Raw genomic sequence first — 21,921 nt, 5'->3', positions numbered from 1 at the left:
CACAAGACATTCGGCCCGCCAATCATCGTGCCGACTTTTGACAGTATGCCGCCTGCGGGACGACCCGTGGCGGCCAAGCACTGAATTGAAAGCTTGCCAAGGCGGTGGCGAGCGTGGCCAGCATCACCCGCAGCGCGGAGTGAGGTTAGCCGCACCCACTAGGAGCCTGAATATGGCCAAAGAAGAACTGATTGAAATGCACGGCACCGTCGACGAAGTCCTCCCTGACGCCCGCTACCGCGTCACGCTGGACAATGGTCACAAGCTCATCGCCTACTCGGGCGGCAAGCTGCGCAAGCACCACATCCGCATTATTGCCGGCGACAAGGTTTCGCTCGAAATGTCGCCCTATGACCTGAGCAAGGGTCGCATCACCTTCCGCCACATGCCCGGCCGTCAGCCGATGGCACCGGCGACGCGCTAAGCCGCATGCCCTGCCGGCAACGGCAGGGCCGCAACGCACGCGCCTCGCGCGCACTCCATGCATATCTGGGTCGATGCAGACGCCTGCCCGGGCGTCGTCAAGGACATTCTGTTCCGCGCCGCCGAACGCACCGGACAAGCGCTGACGCTGGTAGCCAATCAATACTTGCGCACGCCGCCATCGGCACACATTGCCATGGTTCAGGTGCCGCCCGGCTTCGATGAAGCCGACAAGTACATCGCGACCCGCGTCGAGCCTTCAGACCTCGTCATCACCGCCGACATTCCACTGGCCGCAGAAGTCGTCGCCAAGGGCGCACGCGCACTCAGTCCGCGCGGTGAGCTCTACAGCAAGGACAACATCCGCGAACTACTGGACCTGCGCAACTTCATGGACACCCTGCGCAGCACCGGCGTCGACACTGGCGGCCCCGCCGCCTTTGGTCCATCCGACCGCCAGGCCTTTGCCAACCGGCTCGACCGCATTCTCCGCGCCAAACCTGGCATGTCGACGACTCCACTCTCCTGAACGCTGAACCGCCGCCCCGGCTTTCGACACCCGGCCCGCAAAGCCAGTCACGCGTACCCCTGCCTGAACCGGGCTCCGCGCTCGCGCGCCCGCCCGGGCATTCGGCAATGGTGTCGATGTGACATTGTCCTGATACAGTTCGGGCATCCCCCCGGCATGAGACAGGCACCCGGATGTCACAGGAAACCGACAGCAATGCCCCCACCGCGCCAGGCCCGAGGCGGCAGGGCGTCTGGCCGCAGTTCCTCTCGCTCTTCCTGCCGCTGGCGCTGATCGTCGTTGTTGCCGGCGCAGCCATCGGCCTGTCCCGCCTGGATGCGGAATTCACCCGAATTCATGAAACCGAGAACCTGAATATCGGCATCGGTAGCAAGCGTCTCGAATCCTCGCTCGAGGTACCCGTCCTGCACCTGATCGGGCTAACCAGCGAACCGGCTGTGGCGCCCATTCTGGACGCCCCCACGAGCACAGATTTCAGCGCCATCGAACGCAGCTTTGTCTCTCTGATCTACCGCAACGCGGGTTACGACCAGGTGCGCTGGATCGGCCCGGACGGCGAAGAGCGCGTCAGGGTCAATGCGGAGAACGGCGGGGCCCGCATCACACCGCGCGGCGAATTGCAGAGCAAACGCGAGCTCAACTACTTCCAGGAGGCAATGCGTCTGGCCGGAGGCAACATCTACATCTCGGCGCTCGACCTCAATGTGGAACACGACGAAGTGGAGGTCCCCTACAAACCGACGCTGCGGATGGCCATCCGCCTTGCGCGCAAAAGTGGCGTCGACCAGGGAATCTTCATCATCAACATCCAGGCCCAGCTCATGCTCAATGCACTTCTGGAGAGCGTGGGCGCCGGGCGCGACCATCTGATGCTGCTCAACAGCGATGCCCACTGGCTGATCAGCCCCGACCAGGCCGACGAATGGAGCTTCATGTTCGGCCGCCAGCGGACCCTGGCCGACCGCTCACCCGACGCCTGGCAGCACATCAGTGCGGCGCTGCAAGGACAGTTCGAGAATGCAGACGGCCTGTGGACATGGGAGACCATTTCGGCAAACCGGAAGCAACCGGTCCCTGTCTTCAGTCATGAAACCTGGAAACTCGTCAGCCTGGTGCCGGCAACCCAGCTCGCAAGCCTGCGCATTCAGACCTGGACAGCGGTGTCGGCGTCGGCCCTTGTGCTGCTGAGCCTGTTCGCGTGGATGTACCTGCGCCTGCTGACAACCCAGCAGCGCCATCGGCTGGCCGAGCGCGACCTCGAGAACGCACGCTTCGAAGCCAGAAGTCAGCGCCGCTGGCGCACTCTTGCCGAATCCATGCCGCAACTGGTGTGGCGCTGCGACGCCGACGGGCTGTGCGATTACCTGAGCACCCAATGGCTGAGCTACACCGGCATCGACGAGCAAAGCCAGCTTGGAAATGGCTGGCTCAACCAGATACATCCGGACGACCGCCCGGCATTCGCCAAGGCCTGGGAAGCGTCGATGCGCACCTTACGCCCGCTCGACATCGAGTACCGCATCCGTCGCCACGACGGCACATACCGGTGGTTCACGACCCACGCCACCCCCATTGTCGATGACGACGGGCAGCTGAGCCGCTGGTACGGTTCAAACACCGACATCGAGGACATCAAGCAGTCCGAAAACCGTGCCCGCACCGACCGCAACCGCCTGCAGACGCTCTACGACACCACACCAGTCGCCTGGCGGGAAGAGGACTGGAACGCCGCGCTCGCCCACCTGGACATGCTCGCCGGGAATGGCGTCACCGACTTTCAGGCGCACTTCGAGGCGCATCCATCGTCGATCAGCCACCTGCTCGCCCAGACTCGCATCCTGAACTTCAATCAGGCAACCATGACGCTGCTGGGGGCCGACAAAACAGCCACCCTGCGCGGTCCAAGCACCGTGCTGTATGCCAGCCCCGAGGCTCGACGCGGCTTCGTGACCCTGCTGCTCGCGCTGCACCGGGGCGAGACGCTGTCCAGCCACCAGACCCAGATCACCACACTCGCCGGCACGCCGCTGGATGTGCTGGTTTCAGCATCGCAATTCGACAGCAAGGGCACGCCCGGGCGGGTATTCATCGCAACGGTAGACCTGCGCGACAGGGTGCGACTGCGCAAGGAACTCGAGCGCTATCGTGATCATCTCGAGGAGGTCGTTGCCGAGCGCACGCGTCAGCTGGCCGATGCGAACCGCTTCCTGCACACGCTTGCGGACTCGCTGCCCGGCCTGGTGGCCTACTGGGACCGGGATCTGCACTGCAGCTTTGCCAACACGGCCTTCAAGACCTGGTTCGAAGTCGACCCCGACGCAGCGCTCGGAAAGAGCATGCGCGAGGTGATGGGTGAGGCCTTCTTCGACAAGCACGAGGCGCAGGTCAGGGCCGCGCTGAAAGGTGACATCCAGCAGTTCGAACACGTCCTGCCCAAGGGCTCGGAAGACGATGTCCGTTACGCGATGACACACTACATCCCCGACCTTGCCGATGGTGTCGTGCGCGGGCTGGTGGTACTGGTCACCGACATCACGCAGATGAAGCTGACCCAGGTCGAGTTGCAACAGCTCAATGTCGCACTGGCCGAGCGCACGCGGCAGGCGGAGGATGCCAGCCACGCGAAATCGGACTTCGTCGCCAACATGAGCCATGAAGTCCGCACCCCGATGAATGCGATTCTCGGGCTCTCGCAACTGCTCGACGACACCGAGCTCAGCGCCCATCAGCGCAACTATCTGGACAAGATCCGAAGTGCGTCTCACGGCCTGATGAACGTGCTCAACGACATCCTCGACTTTTCCAAGCTCGAGGCGAGCAGGATCGAGATCGAGCACGAGCCTTTCCGCCTGGACGACGTGCTGGAGCGGGTGTCGGATCTGTTTGCAGTACCCGCATCGGAGAAAGGCCTGGAAATGGTTTTCGACGTCGCGCCTGACGTACCGGCGATGCTCGAAGGCGATGCGATGCGCCTGACCCAGGTCCTGAACAATCTGGTCGGAAACGCGATCAAGTTCACGACGAGCGGCCTCATCAGGATCCGTATCGAATGCACGATGCACAGCGACGGCAAACTCGTGCTGCGGTTCTCGGTGCAGGACACGGGAATCGGCATGACACCCGAGCAATGCGCGCAGATCTTTGCGCCCTTTACCCAGGCCGACACGTCCACCACCCGGCGCTTTGGCGGCACCGGTCTCGGGCTGTCGATCTGCAAGCGCCTGGTCGAGCTCATGGGTGGAACGATCGGCGTCGACAGCACGCAGGGCGAAGGCAGCACCTTTCATTTCACCGCGGCGCTATCCAGATCGACACGCCCTGCAGATGCCCGGCACATTCATCTGCACTGCGAACGGGTACTGGTGGTAGACGACAGCGAGAGCGTCCGCAGTGTACTGAGCGGATACCTTTCCGAATGGCAGCTTGAACCAGATACCGCAGCCAATGCTGAAACGGCGCTGCGCAAGGTGCTGGCCGCCGGCGCGGACGGGCACCCGTTCAGGCTTGCCCTGATCGACTGGAAGATGCCGGACATGGACGGTCTCGCCCTCGCGCAGGCCATCAGGCAGGCAGGCAGCGACGGAAGATTGCCGTTTACGCCAATCATCATCATGGTGACCGCCCACGACCATCCGTCCATGCCGCAAGCCACCGCAGCCGAATACACCGATGCGGTTCTGACCAAGCCCGTGACCGCGTCCCGGCTTTTCGACGTGCTTGCGAATGTCCAGATGCACGGCTTCTCCACCCCCCGCCCCTTTCCGGATACGCTGCCGGGCAGCAGCCTGTTCGAGCAGGCAGGCCCGATTCACGGCGCGCGGATTCTGGTGGCAGAAGACAACCTCACCAACCAGGAGGTTGCCGAGGCCGTTCTGTCCAAAATGGGTTTGGAGGTCACACTCGCGAACAACGGGCGCGAGGCCATCGAAAAAGGACAAAGCGGGCACTTCGATGCCATCCTGATGGACATCCAGATGCCTGAAATGGATGGCCTCGAAGCCACCCGGCAGATCCGCGCAAGCGACTGGGGCCGAACGCTGCCCATCATCGCCATGACCGCAGCGGCCTTCGACCACGACCGCAAGGCAAGCGAACAGTCAGGCATGAACGCACACATCAGCAAACCGATCGACACGCTCGTGTTGCTCAAGGTCCTGCTGCAGTGGGTCCCTGCCCGCCCGCCCGCTACCGCAGCGGCGGCCGCGCCTGCGCAAACGCCTGCAGCAACGGCCGCGCTGCCCATGCACATGGACGGCTTCGATTTCAAGGCAGCGCTGAACCGGCTGGCCCACGACAGGGCGCTGCTCGTGCGTCTGATCCGGGGCTTTTCACGCGACTTTGCGGACTGGGCGCAGCGTTTTCGCGCGGCACTCGCCGACGGTGATCTGTCAACGGCAGTGCGCCTTGCGCACACACTCAAAGGCGCGGCCGGCAACGTCGGCGCCACGCAGCTCCAGACGACCGCTGGGCAGCTCGAGGTGGCGCTGGCACAAGGCGACGCCGATGCCGCCGACAGGACGATCGACATGCTGACAAAGCTGCTGGCCACCATCGACGGCACGCTCCCGGCTCAGCACGCCCCGCAGCAGGTGGCTTGCGCCAATCCGGAGAAGGCGCTGTCCGATCTCGACCACATCGATGAGCTGCTCCGGCGCAACCGGCTGGTGCCCGAACCCCTGCTGAAGACGCTCGCATCACATCTCGGCCATGACGCGCACCACGCCCTGCTGTCCGGCCTGTTACGGCAGATCGACAACTTCGACATCGCCGCCGCACTCATCACGACGAGCGAACTCCGGGCCAGACTGACCGGATAAGCGAAGCGCCCGGCAATCAGCACATTCGAATACCAAATGTTCGCATATTTTTCGCACCAACCCACTCGATCGGCATGACGCTGAGGCAGGGCTGAAGTAACATGCAGACTGATGGATTCATGCATGCGGAATCCGTTATCCGTATCGCAGAGCAAAGCCGGACCGGGCCAAACACAATGGGCGAAACCTCGTCGAATTCCACTCTCGCAACAAAAGACTCTGCTGATACGCAGAGACCGCGCAAACCCTTGCGTCCGCTCGTCCTGCTGGTCGATGACGAAAGCAGCAACCTGCACCTCCTCATCGAGGCCTTGCGCTCCGACTACGAAGTTGCCGTTGCCAACAGCGGAAAAGCGGCGCTGCAGTTCCTCAGGGAGGGCGAGAGGCCCGCCATCATTCTGCTCGACATCATGATGCCGGAGATGGACGGCTACGAAGTTTGCCTGCACCTCAAGAGCAACCCTGAAACCCGCAGCATCCCGGTCATCTTCATCACAGCGCTGACCGACGTCGCCTCCGAAGAACACGGCTTCGAACTCGGTGCGGTGGACTACATCCACAAGCCACTTAAAGTCGCGCTGGTGCGCGCCCGGGTTCGCACCCACATGACCATGCGGGGCATGCTGGATCAGCTGTTCAACACCAATACCAGACTGAACGAGAAGATCTCCGATCTCGATCGCACCAACCGCGCGCTGGACCAGACGGCAACCGAACTGCAGTTCGCACGAAGCCGTCAGGAGCTGTTTGCCCGCATCTTCGCGAGTACGGCTGAAGGCATCATCGTGGCGAACGCCGATGGTCAGGTCGAAGCCGTCAATCGTGCGTTCATCCGCATCACGGGCTATTCATCCGAAGAAGCCGTGAATCAGGACCATTATTTCCTGAAATCCGGCCTTCACGCCGCCGACTTCTATCGCGAAATCTCGAGGCGTCTGCATGACAGCGGTCACTGGAGCGGTGAGATGCTCGACCGCCGCAAGAACGGCGAAATCTACCCTGAGCTGCGCACCATCAGTGCCGTCTACGATGACGAAGGGCGCGTCTCCCACTTCGTGTCGGTATTCAGCGATATCTCCGGCATCAAGCAGACACAGGAGCGGATCGACTTCCTCACCTGGCACGACTCGCTAACGCAGTTGCCGAACCGCATGCTGTACCTCGATCGTCTCGACATCGCCCTGCGCTCCTGCCGCAGCAGCACGACCCATACGGCGGCTATGGTGCTCGATATCGACGGTTTCAAGGCGATCAATGATGCGCAGGGGCTGCAAACCGGCGACAGCGTCTTGTGCGAGGTCGGAAGACGCATCGCAAGCGTGCTGCGTTCCGACGATACCGTAGCGCGCCTGGCCGCAGATGAGTTCGCCATTCTGCTTTTCCCGCGACAGCAGTCACTGGACGATGTCACCCGTCATTCGCTGTTAATCGCTGAAGAGCTTCGAAGCGCACTTGCGCAAGCGCTGGAATGCGGGGGCCAGACCTTCCTTCTCACCTGCAGCATCGGCATCCATATCTTTCCGGCCAACACGGACGAAACTCCGCTGCAGGTGCTGCAAAGCGCGGACACCGCCCGCCACCGCGCCATGCTCGACGGCGGGAACAGGGCAGTGTTCTTCGAAGAGTCCATGGCCCAGCAGGCACGACAGCGCTTCGAACTTGCGCAGGCCCTGCAGCTGGCGATCGAGCAGAATCAGCTGCGCCTCTACCTGCAGCCCCAGGTCAATAGCGATAGTGTCGTGGTTGGCGCCGAAGCCCTGGTGCGCTGGGAGCACCCCCAGCGCGGCCTGGTTCTCCCCGCGGAATTCATTTCGGTCGCAGAAGAGTCCCCTCTCATCGTCGCGCTCGACCGGTGGATGCTTCGCCGCACCTGTGAACTCATCGGCGAGATGCAACGCAACGCGTGCCCCCTGCGCATTTCGGTCAATATCAGTCCGCGCCATTTCATCGAGGCCAGCTTCGTCGACGATATCCGGAGGCTTCTCGAGAGCAGTACCATCAACCCGAATCTGCTGATGCTGGAAGTGACCGAAAGCCTGATGATCCGCAACATGGACGACGTCGTGGCAAAGATGAAGGCCATCAGCGCCATGGGCGTGTGCTTTTCGATCGATGACTTCGGCACCGGCTACTCGAGCCTGGCCTATCTCAAGCGCCTTCCGATTCACGAACTCAAGATCGACCAGAGCTTCATCAGGGATGCGCCCGCAGATGCCAACGATGCGCTGCTTGTTGAAATGATTCAGTCGATCGCCGGCATCCTGAATATAGAGACGGTGGCCGAAGGCGTCGAAACCCGGGAGCACAGCGAGTTTCTGACGCGCTTCCCCGGACTGATCCAGCAAGGCTATCTGCACGGACGCCCCCAGCCCGGTGCCGCCTGGGTGAAGAGCCGCCTGGAACAATCCCGCGCGACCAGCCAGACCCGGCACTGAACCCCTGCGTCCCGCGCCACACGCCGATGATGTCGCGCAGGCACCGACGCACCTTCAGCTCGCCTGGGGATACAGGACGCGCCCGATCCGAAGACGATTGGCGATACCGGCCATCTGGTCGGAGATTCCCCGGGTCGTGTCCGCCACAGCCGGGTTCTGATCCGCCGCAGCGCTCGCCCGCCCGGCTGCGCGATCGCTGCGATCAGAAGCTGGAATCCAAGATTGCGGCGAATACTCATTTTCAGGAGCTCGGACCGCCAGGGTTGTGACACGCATTGGAGGCATTCGATGGCGCTCCCGTGACTGATTTTTGGCAGGCTTGCTCGCATACACCTGCAAGACCGGCTCAGGACGGGGCGTCAGCGCGGGTGTTCTGCGCTACACTCGTTTGCGCATATCACTAAGGGCGGAATCACTCGGATGCACCGGTTTCACTGCAGCCTGCGGCAACTCGCATTGATGCTGGCCATGGTGGTCACCTCGCCCGGCATGGCAGCTGACGTGTTGCGGGTGCTCGCCTGGCCGGGCTATGCCGACCCAGACGTCGTGGAAGTTTTCGAGCGACGCACGGACAGCAGGGTCGAGGTGACCGTCATCGACTCCGACGAATCCCTGTGGCGACGGGCGAACGGGGACGGCCCAACATCTTTCGACGTCTTTGCAGTCAATACCGCTGAGTTGCAGCGCTATATCCGCCAGGGCCTCGTCCTGCCGATCGACACTGCCGCTCTCTCCAACCGCTCACGCCAGCTGCCCCGCTTTCGCGATCTCGACAACATTCCGGGCATCGTCCATGACGGCAAGGCGTATGCCATTCCATATACCTATGCCGAGATGGGGCTGATCTACGACCGCAGGCAGTTCGAAACGGCGCCGGACTCGATCAACGTCCTGTGGGATCCGCGCTACCGCGGGAGAATCCTCACCTATGACGGCGGCGCTCACAGTTTCTCCCTTGCCGCACAGTCGCTCGGGCTGCCTTCACTCTTTCAGCTCCGGGAGCAGGACTGGCCTGCTGCTGTCGAGCGCCTGATCGCCCTGCGCCGGAACGTATTGAGTTTCTACACGCAACCTCAGGAGTCGGCGGACATGTTCATCCGCCTGCGGGCAGCCCTGCTGTTTGCAAACTTCGGATCGCAGCAGCTTCAGCTGTTGCGCGCCGCAGGTGCGGACGTCGGCTACGCAATCCCGCGTGAGGGCGCACTCGCATGGCTCGACTGCTGGGCAATTCATCGCAACAGCAAAAACAGGGGGCTCGCCACGGCATGGATCAACTATCTGCTAGAGGAAGGCCCGGGCGCCGTACTCAACAATCGCCAGGGGCTTTCCAGTACGACCCGGCCCGCCAGCAGTTCCGGCAATGAGGATCGGCTGATCTGGCTCGAACCCGTCGAGAGCGCGGAGCTGCGCAATCAGCTGTGGGGGCGAATCATGTCGGGAGACCGTGCATCGAGGGTGCTCGCGCCATGAGGTTTGGCATCGCGGCACGCCTCGCCCTGCTCCTGGCGCTGGTCGGCATGCTGGCAGCGGGGCTGACCGGCTTCTATGCACACAATGCCAGCCGGGATCTCCTGATCCAGTCGGCCAAGGACGAACTTCTGACCTCGACGCAGGTACTCGCAAGCAGAATCATCGTCGCCCGTCAGGAAATCTCGCGCAACCTCAAGGTGCTGAGTACCCACCCTTCGGCCCTCGGCGCGCTCGACCCCAACGACACCGAGTCGGCCGACCAGCTGGCCACCCTGTTCAAACTCCTGATGAAGGCCAACCCGGACTACTTCCAGATCCGGCTTATTTCTGCCGCAGATTTCGGCGCGGAACGCGTCCGCATCGACCGTAGCGGCGACAGCCTGCTACGCATCGACGGCGACGACCTGCAGGAAAAAGGCCACTACGCATACGTCTTCGAATCGCTGAAGGGAGGCCCGGGCGAGACCTACCTCTCGCGCTTCGTCATCAATCACGAGCGTGGCTCACATGCGGGTCAGGAGGAGCCCACTGCCCAGCTTGCAATGCCGGTTGTAGATGCCGGCAAGGTCGCACTCGGGGTGATCGTGATCAATGTCGATCTGAACGGCGTCTTTGCACAGCTTGCTGCCGGACTGCCACCGGAGTTTCAGCTCTTTCTCGCGAACGGTCAGGGCGACTTCCTCATCCACCCCGACCGCAGCCAGACCTTCGGCTTCGACAGGGGGAGGCGCATCCTCGTACAGGACACGTTTGCGCTGACAGCCGACCTCGTTGCAGGCAAATCCGATCACGTACTCATCGAAGCCACACAGGGCAACTACGCCGACTACCCGATGGTTGCCGCCTTCATACAACAGGGCGTCGCCATCCGCTCGGACGAGCGCAATCTCATCCTGGGCCTGGCGCAGCCGCTGGCCTCGGTCCTGCACAAGGCAGACGCGCTGGGCGTCGTCATCCTGCAGATCGTGCTGGGACTTTGCCTGGTCTGCGCGCTGCTTGCAGTCCTTGTGGCGCGTGCCGTCACCCGTCCGATCAATTTGATGAGCGCAGCGGTTCAAGGCTTTTCCGACGAGCGGCAGGCGCACGGGCTCCCGCTGGAGCGGGAGGACGAAATCGGCGTGCTCGCCCGCAGCTTCAAGCAACTGCGCGATCAGATCCGCCAGCAGCTGTCAGAGCTGCACCAGAGCAGGCAGGACCTCGAGCATCTTGCGCAGCACGACCCGCTGACCGGCCTTCCCAACCGTGCGCTGTTCGCCGATCGCATGGCGCTTGCCCTTGCCGCGGTCCGCCGGGATCAGACCCGGCTGGCACTGATGTTCATCGACCTCGACGACTTCAAGCCAGTGAACGACGCACATGGACACGCCGTCGGCGACCAGTTGCTGAAAGAGATCGGCGCGCGCCTGCGCAAGTCCATCCGCGAGTCCGACACCGCCGCGCGCATCGGCGGAGACGAATTCGTTGTCCTGCTGCGGAACATTCAGAGCGCCGAGGATGCCATGGCGGTCGGAGAAAAGATCCGCATCGCAGTCGGTGCGCCATTCATCATCAACCACGCATCGATCAGCATCTCCGCCAGCATCGGCATCGCCCTCTGCCCGGAAAGCGGGCAGGACCTGATCGAACTGTCCAAGAACGCGGACAACGCCATGTACCGCGCAAAGAAGGAGGGGCGCAATACGGTGATCATCCACACCGCATCGGCCCCGGCATGAGCACCTGCAGCGCCTGCGCCTTCGATGCCCGCAGCGGGAGATTACCCATACTGCCATAGTGTGATATTTTCCCGTTCCGCACCCTAGCGCCTTCGCTATAGTGAGCCCCCTCTGCCGTCAATTGGCCCGCCACTTTTCGAGCGCCCGCCCTGCAAGCGCCCCCAAAGGCCCCCAATGATCCTAGAGCTCGTCAAAACGGCGGTTCTCCTGCTCTCACTCTGCCTGTTACAGGGCATCAACACGCGCCTGCTCGGACACCATCCGCACGCTGCACGCATCAGTGCCGGCGTCATCTATGGCGGGATCTGCGTGATCGGCATGATGACGCCCATCAACTTCAGTCCAGGGGTGATCGTCGACGGCCGCTCCGCCGTGCTCGCCATGGCGGGATTCTTCGGCGGGCCACTGGTGGGCTCGGTGGCCATGCTGATTGCCGCCGCCTATCGCACTCTTCTGGGCGGTACGGGTGCGCTGACCGGCGTCAGCATCATCTGCAGTTCAATGCTGCTCGGACTGGCCTATCGTGCCGCAGCAAGCAAGGGATGGGTATCACGCGGCCCTTCACAGTTCCTGATTTTCGGCGTCATCGTGCACCTCGTCGCATTGCTCCTGTTCGCGGGGCTGCCGGCCGAGCAGAGAAGCGCCTTCTTCGAGGCGCTTGCGCTGCCCTACCTGCTGGTACTGGCACCCGCTACGGCATTGCTGGGGATGCTGCTTCAGGATCTGGATAACCGCATTCAAACCGAACGGGCACTTGCCGGGAGCGAGGCCAGGCTGCGTGCAATCGCGCACGCCATGCCTGATCTCGTGCTGGTGCTGGATGAAGACGGTCGCTATGTTGAAGTCATCTCGCAGAATGAGCGCTTGCTCGTCGCCGATATCAACGGGCTGATCGGGAAGCGCATGCATGACGTCCTGCCGGCACAGGACGCAGACCGCTTCCTCGAACTCATCCGGCGCACACTGGATGAGGATTCGCCTAAAAGCATCGAGTACAACCTGCAAACACTTGCCGGACCGCGTACTTTCGAAGGACGCTGCCAGGTTCTCGAAACCCGACCGGAGGACAGGCCGGCAGTTCTCTTTCTCGCCCGGGACATCTCGGAGCGCGTGGCGGCCGAGCAGGAGCGTCGCATTGCGGCCATCGCCTTCGAATCGCAACAGGGCATGATCATTACCGATGCCGATACCGTCATGCTGCGCGTCAACAACGCATTCACCGACATCACCGGTTACCGCGAAGCCGAAGTAATCGGCAAGAAAACGCGCATGCTGGGTTCGGGCCGGCACAGCCTGGCCTTTTACCAGGCCATGTGGGATGAGCTGCTGGGCACGGGCACCTGGCAGGGTGAGGTCTGGAACCGGCGCAAGAATGGCGAGACCTACCCACAGGCGCTGTCAATCAATGCCGTACGCGACGAACGCGGCCAGGTAACGCATTACGTCGCGGCGCTGACCGATATCTCGCTGCGCAAGTCCACCGAAGAAGAGATCCGCACCCTTGCCTTCTTCGACCATCTCACGCAACTGCCCAACCGCAGACTGCTGATGGACAGGCTCGGGCAGGCCCTTGCCCTGAGTGCCCGCTCTTCGCGCTATGGCGCCCTGATGTTCATCGATCTCGATGACTTCCGGAACATCAACGATCTGCTCGGGCACCACAATGGCGACGTCCTGCTGCAACAGGCGGCAAAACGGCTGTGTGGCGTGGCGGGCGAGTCCAACACGGTGGCGCGCTTCGGGGGCGACGAATTCGTCGTTCTGGTGGACGAGCTCGACGGCGATGAGGATGCTGCGCGCCAGGTCGCGGAGAACATCGGCATGCGCGCACTGGCTGCGCTCAAGGCGCCCTATACGCTCGAGGGACACACCCAGCAAAGCAGCGCGAGCGTTGGCATCGCCTTGTTCCGTGACCATGAGCGCTCGGTCGAAGAGCTGATGAAACAGGCCGACCTTTCCATGAACGAAGCAAAGCACCGGGGCAAGAACCGGCTCTGCTTCTACGATCCGGTAATGCAGGAAACCGTCACCGCCCGCCTGCGTCTCGAGGAGGAGATTCGTCTCGGCACTGAAGCAGGCGAGTTTCTGGTGCTGTACCAGCCTCAGTACGACCAGCGCGGAACAATGCTCGGCGTGGAGGCGCTGGTGCGCTGGCAACACCCGAAGCGCGGATTCGTTTCGCCGGACCAGTTCATCCACGTCGCCGAGCGCGCGGGCCTGATGCCTGCACTCGGCCTGCATGTGCTGAACATTGCCTGCGATCAGCTGGCGAAGTGGGCCCGACGCCCCTCCACGCAGACGCTGAGCATTGCGGTAAACATCAGCGCCCAGCAGCTTTACAGCGATGCGTTCGTCGAGCAGGTGCTGGACGCCCTCACCCGCAGCGGCGCGCCGGCCGACCGCCTGACCCTGGAGCTCACCGAATCCCTGCTGCTCGACGACATGGAGGAAGCCATCGAGCGCATGAGCCGGCTTCGGGCCCGCGGCATCCGTTTCTCGATCGACGACTTCGGCACCGGCTATTCCTCACTGTCCTATCTGCAGCGCCTGCCGCTCGATCAGCTCAAGATCGACCGCTCGTTCGTGAAGAACCTGCCTGACAGCACCAGCGGACTTGCGATCGTAAAGGCGGTCATCGCGCTTGCCCATGCGCTGGATCTGAAGGTCATCGCAGAAGGCGTGGAGCTTGAGGCGCAAAGGGGCGTTCTGAACGACAACGGCTGTCATCATTTTCAGGGGTTTCTGTTCGCACGCCCGATGCAGATCGAGGCGGTGGAAGCGCTGTTGCAGGTGCGGGATGCGGAGGCTGCAGGCAGCAACACTGCCGCAATCATCGGGGCATAAAAAAGGGCGCCCCGAAAACAGGCGCCCTGCCCGCTTACCGCACGGCTGTATTACTGAACCCGAACCTCGACGCGACGCGCCTCGTCTGCATCACTGCCGCCGAGCGCGACAGTCGGACGACGCATCAGCACCCGCTCGGCCGGCACACCAGCCGCCAGCAGCGCCTCACGCACACCCAGTGCGCGATTCTTTGCCACTTCGGCGTTCACGTCGGCAGCGCCGGTTTCATCGTGAAACCCCGACAGCAGCACCAGCGCATCCGTGCGTGCTTCGAGTTCGCCCAGCACGGGGGCCAGCGCCTCGATAGCCTCGGCAGGCAGATCGGTCACGCCAGACTCAAAGTAAACCTTGAGCATGGGCTCACCGATTTCCTCGACCTCGGCATAAATCACTTCCATCCCGCCCTCAGACGCCTCGACAGTCGTCGGCGCAGCCCCGCTGCGGCTCATCGAATGCACGCCAAGGCCGATCACAAAGGCGATCACCAGCGCGATGACGCCGAAAAGCACCCCCATGACAACATTCAGTTCGCCGTCTTCCTGATCAAACATGCTTTACTCCCGCTCAAGTCATTGTGTTGTTTGGCAATCCGCGCGCAAGTCTAACCGATACGCGTGATCTTGCGATTCGATTTGCGCACTGCAACAGTCGAACAGTGCACAGACCGAAACATCGTTTTGTGAGAATATTTACCCGACACACATGAGGCAACTGACTTCATGTAGGGTTTGCATTTTCAATTCGCACAAGGAGATTGGCATGGGTTTGTTCAGCTTTATCAAGGATGCAGGGGAAAAGCTCTTCGGTACCGGCGAAGCCAAGGCCGCCCAGGAAGCCGCCGCGGCCGCCCCCAGCCCTGAAGCCAACGCGCTTGCCAACACCAAGGCAGCCGAGGCCATCAGCCACTACATCGACACGCTCAAGCTGCTCACGCCCGAGATTGCCATCAGCTTCGACGGCGCAAGCGCCACGGTGACGGTCAGTGGCACCACGCCGGACCAGGCAAGCAAGGAGCGCATCCTGCTGGCCGCAGGCAACGTTTCGGGCGTCGCCGAAGTCGAAGACAAGCTCACCGTGCTCAATCCCGAGCCCGAGGGCCGCTTCCATACGGTGGTGCGCGGTGACACCCTGTCCGGCATCGCCAAGACCTACTACGGCAATGCAAACAAGTACATGGTGATCTTCGAGGCCAACAAGCCGATGCTCGGCCACCCCGACAAGATCTACCCGGGTCAGATGCTGCGCATTCCGCCGCAGGCCTGAGCATTTCCACGGCCCGACGGCGGTGCTCAGCAACCGTCGGGCCGCACACCGAAGCCCGCGCCATCCCCTGCCGGGCTTGAATTGCTGCACCGCGGGCGCTACTGTCGACGACCGCCAATTTCTGCGCCCGCCTTCTGCGGAGCGAATACGACATGCCCCGCATTCAGATCGACCTCCCGGACACGCTGCCCTTTTCCTGCGAGATTCAGCTCTACCTGAGTCACATGAACTATGGCGGCCACCTCGACAACGCCCTGCTGCTCACCGTCGTCAGCGAAGCGAGGGTGCGTTACCTGAAGTCGATGGACTACACCGAACTCAGCGTCGAGGGGCTCGGCATCATCGTTGCCGACGCGGCGCTGCAGTACAAATCCGAAGCTTTCCATGGGGAAACGATGGTGGTGTCCATGGGCGCGGCCGATTTCAGCAAGTACGGCTGTGATCTGCAATGGCGCATGACCGACCTCGCCTCGGGGCGGGAGGTTGCGCGCGGCAAGACCGGCATCGTGTTCTTCGACTACACCGCGCGCAAGATTTCCCCGGTACCTGACGGCTTCCGCCGCCGCTTCCCGTCGGACCAGACCTGACATGATCAAGGCTGAAGCGCTCGTCGCCGTCATTGGTGGCGGGCCGGCCGGACTGATGGCTGCCGAGGTGCTCGCCACGCATGGCATTGCCGTCACCGTCTTCGATGCGATGCCGTCGGTGGGACGCAAGTTTCTGCTGGCCGGACGCGGCGGCCTCAACCTCACGCACAGCGAAGCCAGCGCCGACTTTCTGTCGCGTTACGGCGCGCGCTCGGGCGAACTGGCACCGATGATCGACGCCTTTGGCCCCACCGCGCTTCGCGACTGGGCCGCTGCACTCGGCATCGAAACCTTCGTCGGCAGCTCGGGACGGGTTTTCCCAAAGGAAATGAAGGCAGCGCCCCTGCTTCGCGCCTGGTTGGCCAGACTGCGCGCGAACGGGGTGAGGTTTGCCGTACGGCATCGCTGGCTCGGCTGGGGGCAGTCCCCGGACGCGTCCGCTCAGGTATTGCGCTTCGCCACACCCGACGGCGAGCGCAGTGTTACGGCCACTGCGGTCGTGCTCGCACTCGGGGGCGGCAGCTGGGCGAAGCTTGGCTCGGACGGCGCGTGGGTCGAAACCCTGCGCACACAGGGCATCGATGTGGCCGAGTTGCGGCCCGCCAACTGTGGATTCGATGTCTCCTGCGGCGACGGGCAAACTCCGGGCTGGAGCACGCACTTCCTCGAACGCTTCGGCGGAGCCCCCGTGAAGTCGCTCGCGGCGCAGTGCACCGACCCACTGGGGCGGACGCACACCCACAGCGGCGAGTGCATGATCAGCGCCACAGGTATCGAAGGCGGGCTGGTCTACGCCTTGTCGGCCCCGCTGCGCGACACGCTTGCAGCACAGGGCGAAGCCACGCTCTATCTTGACCTTGCGCCCGGACGCAGCCTGGCGCGACTGACGACCGATCTTGCCCGTCCGCGCGGCAGCCGTTCGATGGCGAGTCACCTGCAAGGTCAGGCGGGCATCAAGGGTGTCAAGGCCGGCCTGCTGCGCGAGTGCCTTTCCGCCGCCGCGTTCGCCGATCCGGCCCAGCTTGCCGCCGGCATCAAGGCGCTGCCACTGCGGCTCAGTGCAACCCGCCCCATCGACGAAGCCATCAGCACTGCGGGCGGCGTCCGCTTCGAGGGCACCGAGTCCGGCCTGATGCTGCAAGCCATGCCGGGCGTGTTCTGCGCCGGCGAGATGCTCGACTGGGAGGCGCCCACCGGTGGCTATCTGCTGACCGCCTGCTTCGCCAGCGGCAGGGCTGCCGGCCGGGGCGTCGTCGACTGGCTTGCCGGTTGCGGGCAATGAGGGGCGACGTGCACCGCGAGCATCTTTTGTCGAGCCGCCGTCCGCAGTGAACGCCCCGGCCTTTTCAGGCGCCAGCCAGACCATCCGCAATGTCAGGCGCGATTTCTCCGAGTGGCATCTTGGCCGGCCGCGCTATCTCCTGTGGGCGCTCGATGTGGATACGCCCCCGGTGCGCCAGCGCGTGCTCTCAGCACAGCGCCAGCTTTCCGGGCTTCTCCTTGACGACTACGCCCGTCAGCCGCACATCACGCTGAGCCTGTGCGGTTTCCCCAGCACCAACCCCTGCCACGCAGACGACTTTGGCGCCGAAGCCCTGCACAGGCAAATCGCCGGTCTGCAACGCATACGTCCCCGCCCTTTCGGGATCCGGATCGGGTCATTGAGCAGTTTCACCTCCGCGCCCTACCTCGAAGTCGATGACGCAGGCACGCACATTGCCAGCCTGCGCACCTGCCTGGCAGGCGGCGAGCTCAAGCATCCCGACGGCAGCTACACCCCGCACGTGACCGTCGGCCTCTATGCCGACGCGTGGCCCACCGCGCAGGTTCATGAACGACTCAGCCGCTTCGCCGACAACGCGCCCCTCGATCTGCGCATCGAGCGCATCAGCCTGTTCGGCTACCAATCGGCGGATATCGGCGGCGCATTGACGCGCATCGCTGACTATGACTTCGAGCGCGGCGTAATGCAGTGGCACGAAGCGCCTCCGTTTCAAGCCCGGACAGCGAAGCGCGCTTAGGCCGATGCGGGCCGTCGCATGAAGGCGTTGAGGCGCACATCCACCGTAACCGAGAGCGCCGTCAGCGCCGCAGCCTTTGCACGCCCTTCAGCACTCGCGCGATACAGGTGCGGCGTCATCGCCAGCAGATCGCCAATCTGCTCGCTACCCGAGAGATCCAGCCGGTAGCGGACGGTCTCGGAAGACTGTCTGACAAAGCCTTCAGGCGTCGGCATTTCGCCCGTGCGCTCAGGCTTGAGCGTCGGATAGATGATCTCGCGCAACTCCCGCAGATGGTCCGGCCCCGAATCGACCTGCAGCAGCATGCCAGCCGGCTTGAGCACACGTGCGAACTCCGGGTAGACCGGAAAACCGAACATGCACAGCACCCGGTCCAGCGTGCCCGAGAACACAGGCAGGTTGGCATTGCTGCCCACAACCCAGTTGGGCCGCTTGTCCTGCTTTGCGGCAGACAGCACCGCCCACTTTGAAATATCCAGCCCGAGCAAAGCCAGCGTCTGCCCTTCGCCGCCTGCAGCGGCCAACTGCCGCAGGTAGTAGCCTTCGCCACAGCCGGCATCGAGGCAGCTGAGCTCTGCGTTGGCAGCCACGCCCTCCAGCGCCACCCGGGCGACCGCTGCGGCGATGGGCTGATAGGGGCCGGCATTGAGAAAGCGTCGCCGCGCGGCCACCATCTCCTTGCTGTCGCCCGGATCGCGCGAACGCTTCTGCTGTACCGGCAACAAGTGCGTATAGCCCTGGCTGGCAACGTCGAAAGTGTGCCCGGCGGCGCAACGCCATGCGGAACCGTTACGGTGCAGACGGGCCCCGTCGAGCGGGCAGACCAAAGCCTGAAATGGGATGATCATGAACTGAGGCGCCCTGCGCCCGAATCTTGAGACAGGGCGCAATTCTGCTGCAAACACCGCGCCCTGTCTTCATGACATGGTTCATGGCGGGGTGCACCGGGGGCGCAACGAAACCTGTTTCGCGCCATCGACTCCGGCCCGTCGCCCCTGGCCCCCGGCCCTTACCAGTTTGACTCGCGCTCCGCCGTCGAAGTGATGCGGTGGATTGCAAGGTCTGCCCCCATGTATTCGTCCTCCTGATCCAGGCGCAACCCGAGCGTGAGCTTTAGCACGCCGTACACCAGAACGCCCCCGCCGACGGCAACCGCAATGGCGAATACCGTCATCACCAACTGCGACATGAAAGACACGCCACCGAGGCCACCGAGCGCCGTGCTGCCGAAAATACCCGCAGCGAGCCCGCCCCAGGTACCGCACAAGCCATGAAGCGGCCACACACCGAGCACGTCATCGATCTTCCAGCGATTCTGGGTGAGGGTGAACATCACCACGAACAGGGCACCGGCCACCCCGCCGACTACCAACGCACCAAGCGGGTGCATGAGGTCAGAACCCGCACAGACCGCAACCAGACCTGCAAGCGGCCCGTTGTGCACGAAACCAGGGTCGTTCCTGCCCATCAGCAGGGCTGCCAGCGTGCCGCCGACCATCGCCATCAGTGAGTTGATCGCGACCAAGCCGGTGATCTTCTCCAGGGTCTGGGCAGACATCACGTTGAAGCCGAACCAGCCCACGATCAGAATCCAGGCGCCCAGCGCCAGAAAGGGGATGGAGGACGGCGGATGCGCAGAGATGTCGCCGGTGCGCGAGTAACGGCCATGACGCGCACCCAGCAGCAGCACCGCCGGAAGCGCGATCCACCCACCCATCGCGTGCACCACCACCGAGCCGGCGAAGTCGTGAAACTCCGCACCGAAGCTTGCGGAGAGCCAAGCCTGCACACCGTACGCCTGATTCCACGCGACACCTTCGAAGAAGGGGTAGATGAAACCGACGATCAGAAAGGTGGCTGCGAGCTGCGGGTAGAACTTCGCGCGCTCCGCGATGCCGCCCGAGATGATCGCGGGAATCGCTGCGGCAAAGGTCAGCAGAAAGAAGAAGCGGGTGAGCTCGAATCCGCTTTTCTCCAGCAGGGTTTCGGCGCTGGTAAAGAAATGGACCCCGTATGCGATGCCATAGCCAATCAGGAAATAGGCCAGCGTAGATACGGCAAAGTCAGTCAGAATTTTTACCAGGGCATTGACCTGATTCTTCTTGCGCACCGTGCCTACCTCAAGGAAGGCAAACCCTGCGTGCATCGCCAACACCATGATGGCGCCCAACAAAATGAACAGGACATCGCTGCTTGATTTGAAAGCTTCCATGATCCCTCCAGACGGAATAGCGGATCGAAAGCAAGCACCGTTCCAGTGCAAACACCCCAGACACGGCGGTGCATGCGCCCCAAAACAGGTACGGAAGCCGCACACTGACCGTGCATTTCACTGCCAGACCGCCCGATTACGGTGCATCGGCGACGGCAAATCGCCTGCGGGGATGCGCCAGCAAGGGCCGATGCGTAAAATACCGCTTTGCCCTGCACCTCCAGCCATGACTGCCTCCCGCCGCCCGACCGAACTGCTTGCGCCCGCAGGCTCCCTCGACATGATGCGCACCGCCTTCGCCTATGGCGCCGATGCGGTGTATGCCGGCCAGCCGCGCTACTCGCTGCGGGTGCGCAACAACAGCTTCGACAAGCTCGATGCACTCGCGGCCGGTATTGACGAAGCACACGCTGCGGGCAAGGGCTTCTATCTGGTTGCCAACATCTATCCCCACAACGCCAAGGTTCGCACTTTCGAGCGCGACATCGCGCCCGTGATCGGCATGAAGCCCGACGCGCTGATCATGGCCGACCCCGGCCTGATGATGATGGTGCGCGAGCGCTGGCCTGACATGGCGATCCACCTCTCGGTACAGGCCAACACCACAAACTACGCGAGCGTGCGTTTCTGGCAGTCGATGGGGGTGAAGCGCATCATCCTGTCGCGCGAGCTGTCGCTGGACGAAGTCGCCGAGATTCGCGATGCCTGCCCCGAAATGGAGCTCGAAGTCTTTGTGCACGGCGCGCTGTGCATCGCCTACTCCGGCCGCTGCCTGCTGTCGGGCTATTTCAACCATCGCGACCCCAACCAGGGCAGCTGCACCAACTCCTGCCGCTGGGACTACAAGGTGCACGCGGGCACCGAGACCGCAAGCGGTGACATTCAGACCTGCAGCAGCGCCCCTGCAATGGGCAATCCGCGTGATTTCGGCACGGTGGGCACGGCACTTGGCGGCGGGCCGCGACACGCCGAGGCAAACCGGACATGGCTGCTGGAAGAGGGATCCCGCCCGGGCGAGCTGATGCCGATCGAAGAAGACGAGCACGGCACTTACATCATGAACTCGCGCGACCTGCGCGCCATCGAGCATGTACAGCGACTGGTGGACATCGGCGTCGACTCGCTCAAGATCGAAGGCCGCACCAAGAGCCCCTACTACGTTGCGCGCACCAGCCAGGGCTACCGACGTGCCATTGACGATGCCCTTGCCGGCCGGCCCTTCGACCTGCGATTGCTCGGCGAACTCGAAGGCCTTGCCAACCGCGGCTATACGGATGGCTTCTATCAGCGCCACCACACACCCGAACACCAGAATTACCTGCGGGGTCATTCGGAATCGGGACGCAGCCTGCTGGTTGGCGAAATGGTCGGTTTCGATAGCGCGCGCGGGCTGGCCGAAGTCGAGGTGAAAAACCGTTTCGGCGTCGGCGATACGCTGGAATTCGTGCAGCCTGACGGCAATTTCACCGCCACCTGCACGCACATGGAAGATGCCGATGGTGCTGCACTCGACATGGTGCCGGGCAGCGGGCGCCGCATCCGGCTCGCGCTGCCAGCCGGCGCCAATCCGGCCCAGCCCTGCTTCGTCGCGCGTTTCGTCTGATT

Annotated in this window: 15 protein-coding genes; 12 read left to right on the top strand and 3 right to left on the bottom strand. The window is 63.1% G+C overall.

The annotated features are described in order from the left end of the window. The first annotated feature begins 172 nt into the window (after positions 1-172). The 7 genes from infA (at position 173) to CEW87_RS09720 (ending at position 14,233) form a co-directional block, all read left to right on the top strand. Positions 173-424: a translation initiation factor IF-1 gene (gene infA, locus CEW87_RS09750; RefSeq protein WP_108950593.1), complete on the top strand. Its 252-nt coding sequence runs from the start codon at positions 173-175 to the stop codon at positions 422-424. 57 nt (positions 425-481) lie between these two features. Beyond that, complete coding sequence (locus tag CEW87_RS09745) at positions 482-952, top strand: YaiI/YqxD family protein (protein WP_108972618.1); 471 nt, start codon at positions 482-484, stop codon at positions 950-952. Positions 953-1,125: 173 nt separating this feature from the next. Continuing rightward, on the top strand, positions 1,126-5,769 hold the full coding sequence (locus CEW87_RS09740) for a PAS domain-containing hybrid sensor histidine kinase/response regulator (protein WP_108972616.1): 4,644 nt from the start codon (positions 1,126-1,128) through the stop codon (positions 5,767-5,769). A gap of 248 nt (positions 5,770-6,017) precedes the next feature. Then, positions 6,018-8,204, top strand: a complete 2,187-nt coding sequence (locus CEW87_RS09735) for an EAL domain-containing protein (RefSeq protein WP_159098136.1) — start codon at positions 6,018-6,020, stop codon at positions 8,202-8,204. Positions 8,205-8,624: 420 nt separating this feature from the next. Further along, positions 8,625-9,674, top strand: a complete 1,050-nt coding sequence (locus CEW87_RS09730) for an ABC transporter substrate-binding protein (RefSeq protein WP_108972613.1) — start codon at positions 8,625-8,627, stop codon at positions 9,672-9,674. Further along, positions 9,671-11,389, top strand: a complete 1,719-nt coding sequence (locus tag CEW87_RS09725; protein WP_108972611.1) for a diguanylate cyclase domain-containing protein — start codon at positions 9,671-9,673, stop codon at positions 11,387-11,389. The genes CEW87_RS09730 and CEW87_RS09725 overlap by 4 nt, the downstream gene beginning before the upstream one ends. A gap of 174 nt (positions 11,390-11,563) precedes the next feature. After that, the gene (locus tag CEW87_RS09720) at positions 11,564-14,233 is read left to right on the top strand and encodes an EAL domain-containing protein (protein ID WP_108972609.1); all 2,670 of its coding nucleotides are present in this window, start codon (positions 11,564-11,566) and stop codon (positions 14,231-14,233) included. A gap of 50 nt (positions 14,234-14,283) precedes the next feature. Here the strand turns inward: CEW87_RS09720 and CEW87_RS09715 are convergent, their stop codons facing one another. Further along, positions 14,284-14,784 (bottom strand): OmpA family protein, encoded by a 501-nt coding sequence (locus CEW87_RS09715; RefSeq protein WP_108972607.1) that lies wholly within the window; start codon positions 14,782-14,784, stop codon positions 14,284-14,286. A 208-nt stretch (positions 14,785-14,992) separates the two neighbouring features. Here CEW87_RS09715 and lysM point away from each other — a divergent pair, with 208 nt between their 5' ends. The 4 genes from lysM (at position 14,993) to CEW87_RS09695 (ending at position 18,104) form a co-directional block, all read left to right on the top strand. Beyond that, positions 14,993-15,496: a peptidoglycan-binding protein LysM gene (gene lysM / locus CEW87_RS09710; RefSeq protein WP_108972605.1), complete on the top strand. Its 504-nt coding sequence runs from the start codon at positions 14,993-14,995 to the stop codon at positions 15,494-15,496. Positions 15,497-15,648: 152 nt separating this feature from the next. Beyond that, positions 15,649-16,083, top strand: coding sequence for an acyl-CoA thioesterase (locus CEW87_RS09705; RefSeq protein WP_108972604.1), 435 nt, complete (start codon positions 15,649-15,651; stop codon positions 16,081-16,083). Position 16,084: 1 nt separating this feature from the next. Further along, complete coding sequence (locus CEW87_RS09700; RefSeq protein ID WP_108972602.1) at positions 16,085-17,365, top strand: TIGR03862 family flavoprotein; 1,281 nt, start codon at positions 16,085-16,087, stop codon at positions 17,363-17,365. A 46-nt stretch (positions 17,366-17,411) separates the two neighbouring features. Beyond that, positions 17,412-18,104 (top strand): 2'-5' RNA ligase family protein, encoded by a 693-nt coding sequence (locus CEW87_RS09695; protein ID WP_159098135.1) that lies wholly within the window; start codon positions 17,412-17,414, stop codon positions 18,102-18,104. Here the strand turns inward: CEW87_RS09695 and CEW87_RS09690 are convergent. After that, the gene (locus tag CEW87_RS09690; RefSeq protein WP_108972598.1) at positions 18,101-18,952 is read right to left on the bottom strand and encodes a putative RNA methyltransferase; all 852 of its coding nucleotides are present in this window, start codon (positions 18,950-18,952) and stop codon (positions 18,101-18,103) included. The genes CEW87_RS09695 and CEW87_RS09690 overlap by 4 nt on opposite strands. A 161-nt stretch (positions 18,953-19,113) precedes the next feature. Next, positions 19,114-20,316 carry an ammonium transporter gene (locus tag CEW87_RS09685; RefSeq protein WP_108972596.1) on the bottom strand — a complete coding sequence of 401 codons (1,203 nt, stop codon included), beginning with the start codon at positions 20,314-20,316 and terminating at the stop codon, positions 19,114-19,116. A 226-nt stretch (positions 20,317-20,542) separates the two neighbouring features. On the opposite strand from CEW87_RS09685, the gene yegQ reads away from it, so the two are divergent. Then, positions 20,543-21,919, top strand: a complete 1,377-nt coding sequence (gene yegQ, locus CEW87_RS09680; protein ID WP_108972594.1) for a tRNA 5-hydroxyuridine modification protein YegQ — start codon at positions 20,543-20,545, stop codon at positions 21,917-21,919. Positions 21,920-21,921: the final 2 nt, after the last annotated feature.

This window comes from Parazoarcus communis (assembly GCF_003111665.1).
In the GTDB taxonomy this organism is placed as follows: domain Bacteria; phylum Pseudomonadota; class Gammaproteobacteria; order Burkholderiales; family Rhodocyclaceae; genus Parazoarcus; species Parazoarcus communis_B.
The sequence above is the reverse complement of the archived record's forward strand: the minus strand, read 5'-3'. Positions and strand labels throughout refer to the sequence as shown.

Coding starts and splice junctions, on each gene's coding strand:
- CEW87_RS09740 (WP_108972616.1), top strand. CDS start 1,126: ATGTCACAGGAAACCGACAGCAATGCCCCCACCGCGCCAGGCCCGAGG.
- CEW87_RS09730 (WP_108972613.1), top strand. CDS start 8,625: ATGCACCGGTTTCACTGCAGCCTGCGGCAACTCGCATTGATGCTGGCC.
- CEW87_RS09725 (WP_108972611.1), top strand. CDS start 9,671: ATGAGGTTTGGCATCGCGGCACGCCTCGCCCTGCTCCTGGCGCTGGTC.
- CEW87_RS09685 (WP_108972596.1), bottom strand. CDS start 20,316: ATGGAAGCTTTCAAATCAAGCAGCGATGTCCTGTTCATTTTGTTGGGC.
- CEW87_RS09690 (WP_108972598.1), bottom strand. CDS start 18,952: ATGATCATCCCATTTCAGGCTTTGGTCTGCCCGCTCGACGGGGCCCGT.
- CEW87_RS09715 (WP_108972607.1), bottom strand. CDS start 14,784: ATGTTTGATCAGGAAGACGGCGAACTGAATGTTGTCATGGGGGTGCTT.
- yegQ (WP_108972594.1), top strand. CDS start 20,543: ATGACTGCCTCCCGCCGCCCGACCGAACTGCTTGCGCCCGCAGGCTCC.
- CEW87_RS09720 (WP_108972609.1), top strand. CDS start 11,564: ATGATCCTAGAGCTCGTCAAAACGGCGGTTCTCCTGCTCTCACTCTGC.
- CEW87_RS09700 (WP_108972602.1), top strand. CDS start 16,085: ATGATCAAGGCTGAAGCGCTCGTCGCCGTCATTGGTGGCGGGCCGGCC.
- CEW87_RS09705 (WP_108972604.1), top strand. CDS start 15,649: ATGCCCCGCATTCAGATCGACCTCCCGGACACGCTGCCCTTTTCCTGC.
- CEW87_RS09745 (WP_108972618.1), top strand. CDS start 482: ATGCATATCTGGGTCGATGCAGACGCCTGCCCGGGCGTCGTCAAGGAC.
- infA (WP_108950593.1), top strand. CDS start 173: ATGGCCAAAGAAGAACTGATTGAAATGCACGGCACCGTCGACGAAGTC.
- lysM (WP_108972605.1), top strand. CDS start 14,993: ATGGGTTTGTTCAGCTTTATCAAGGATGCAGGGGAAAAGCTCTTCGGT.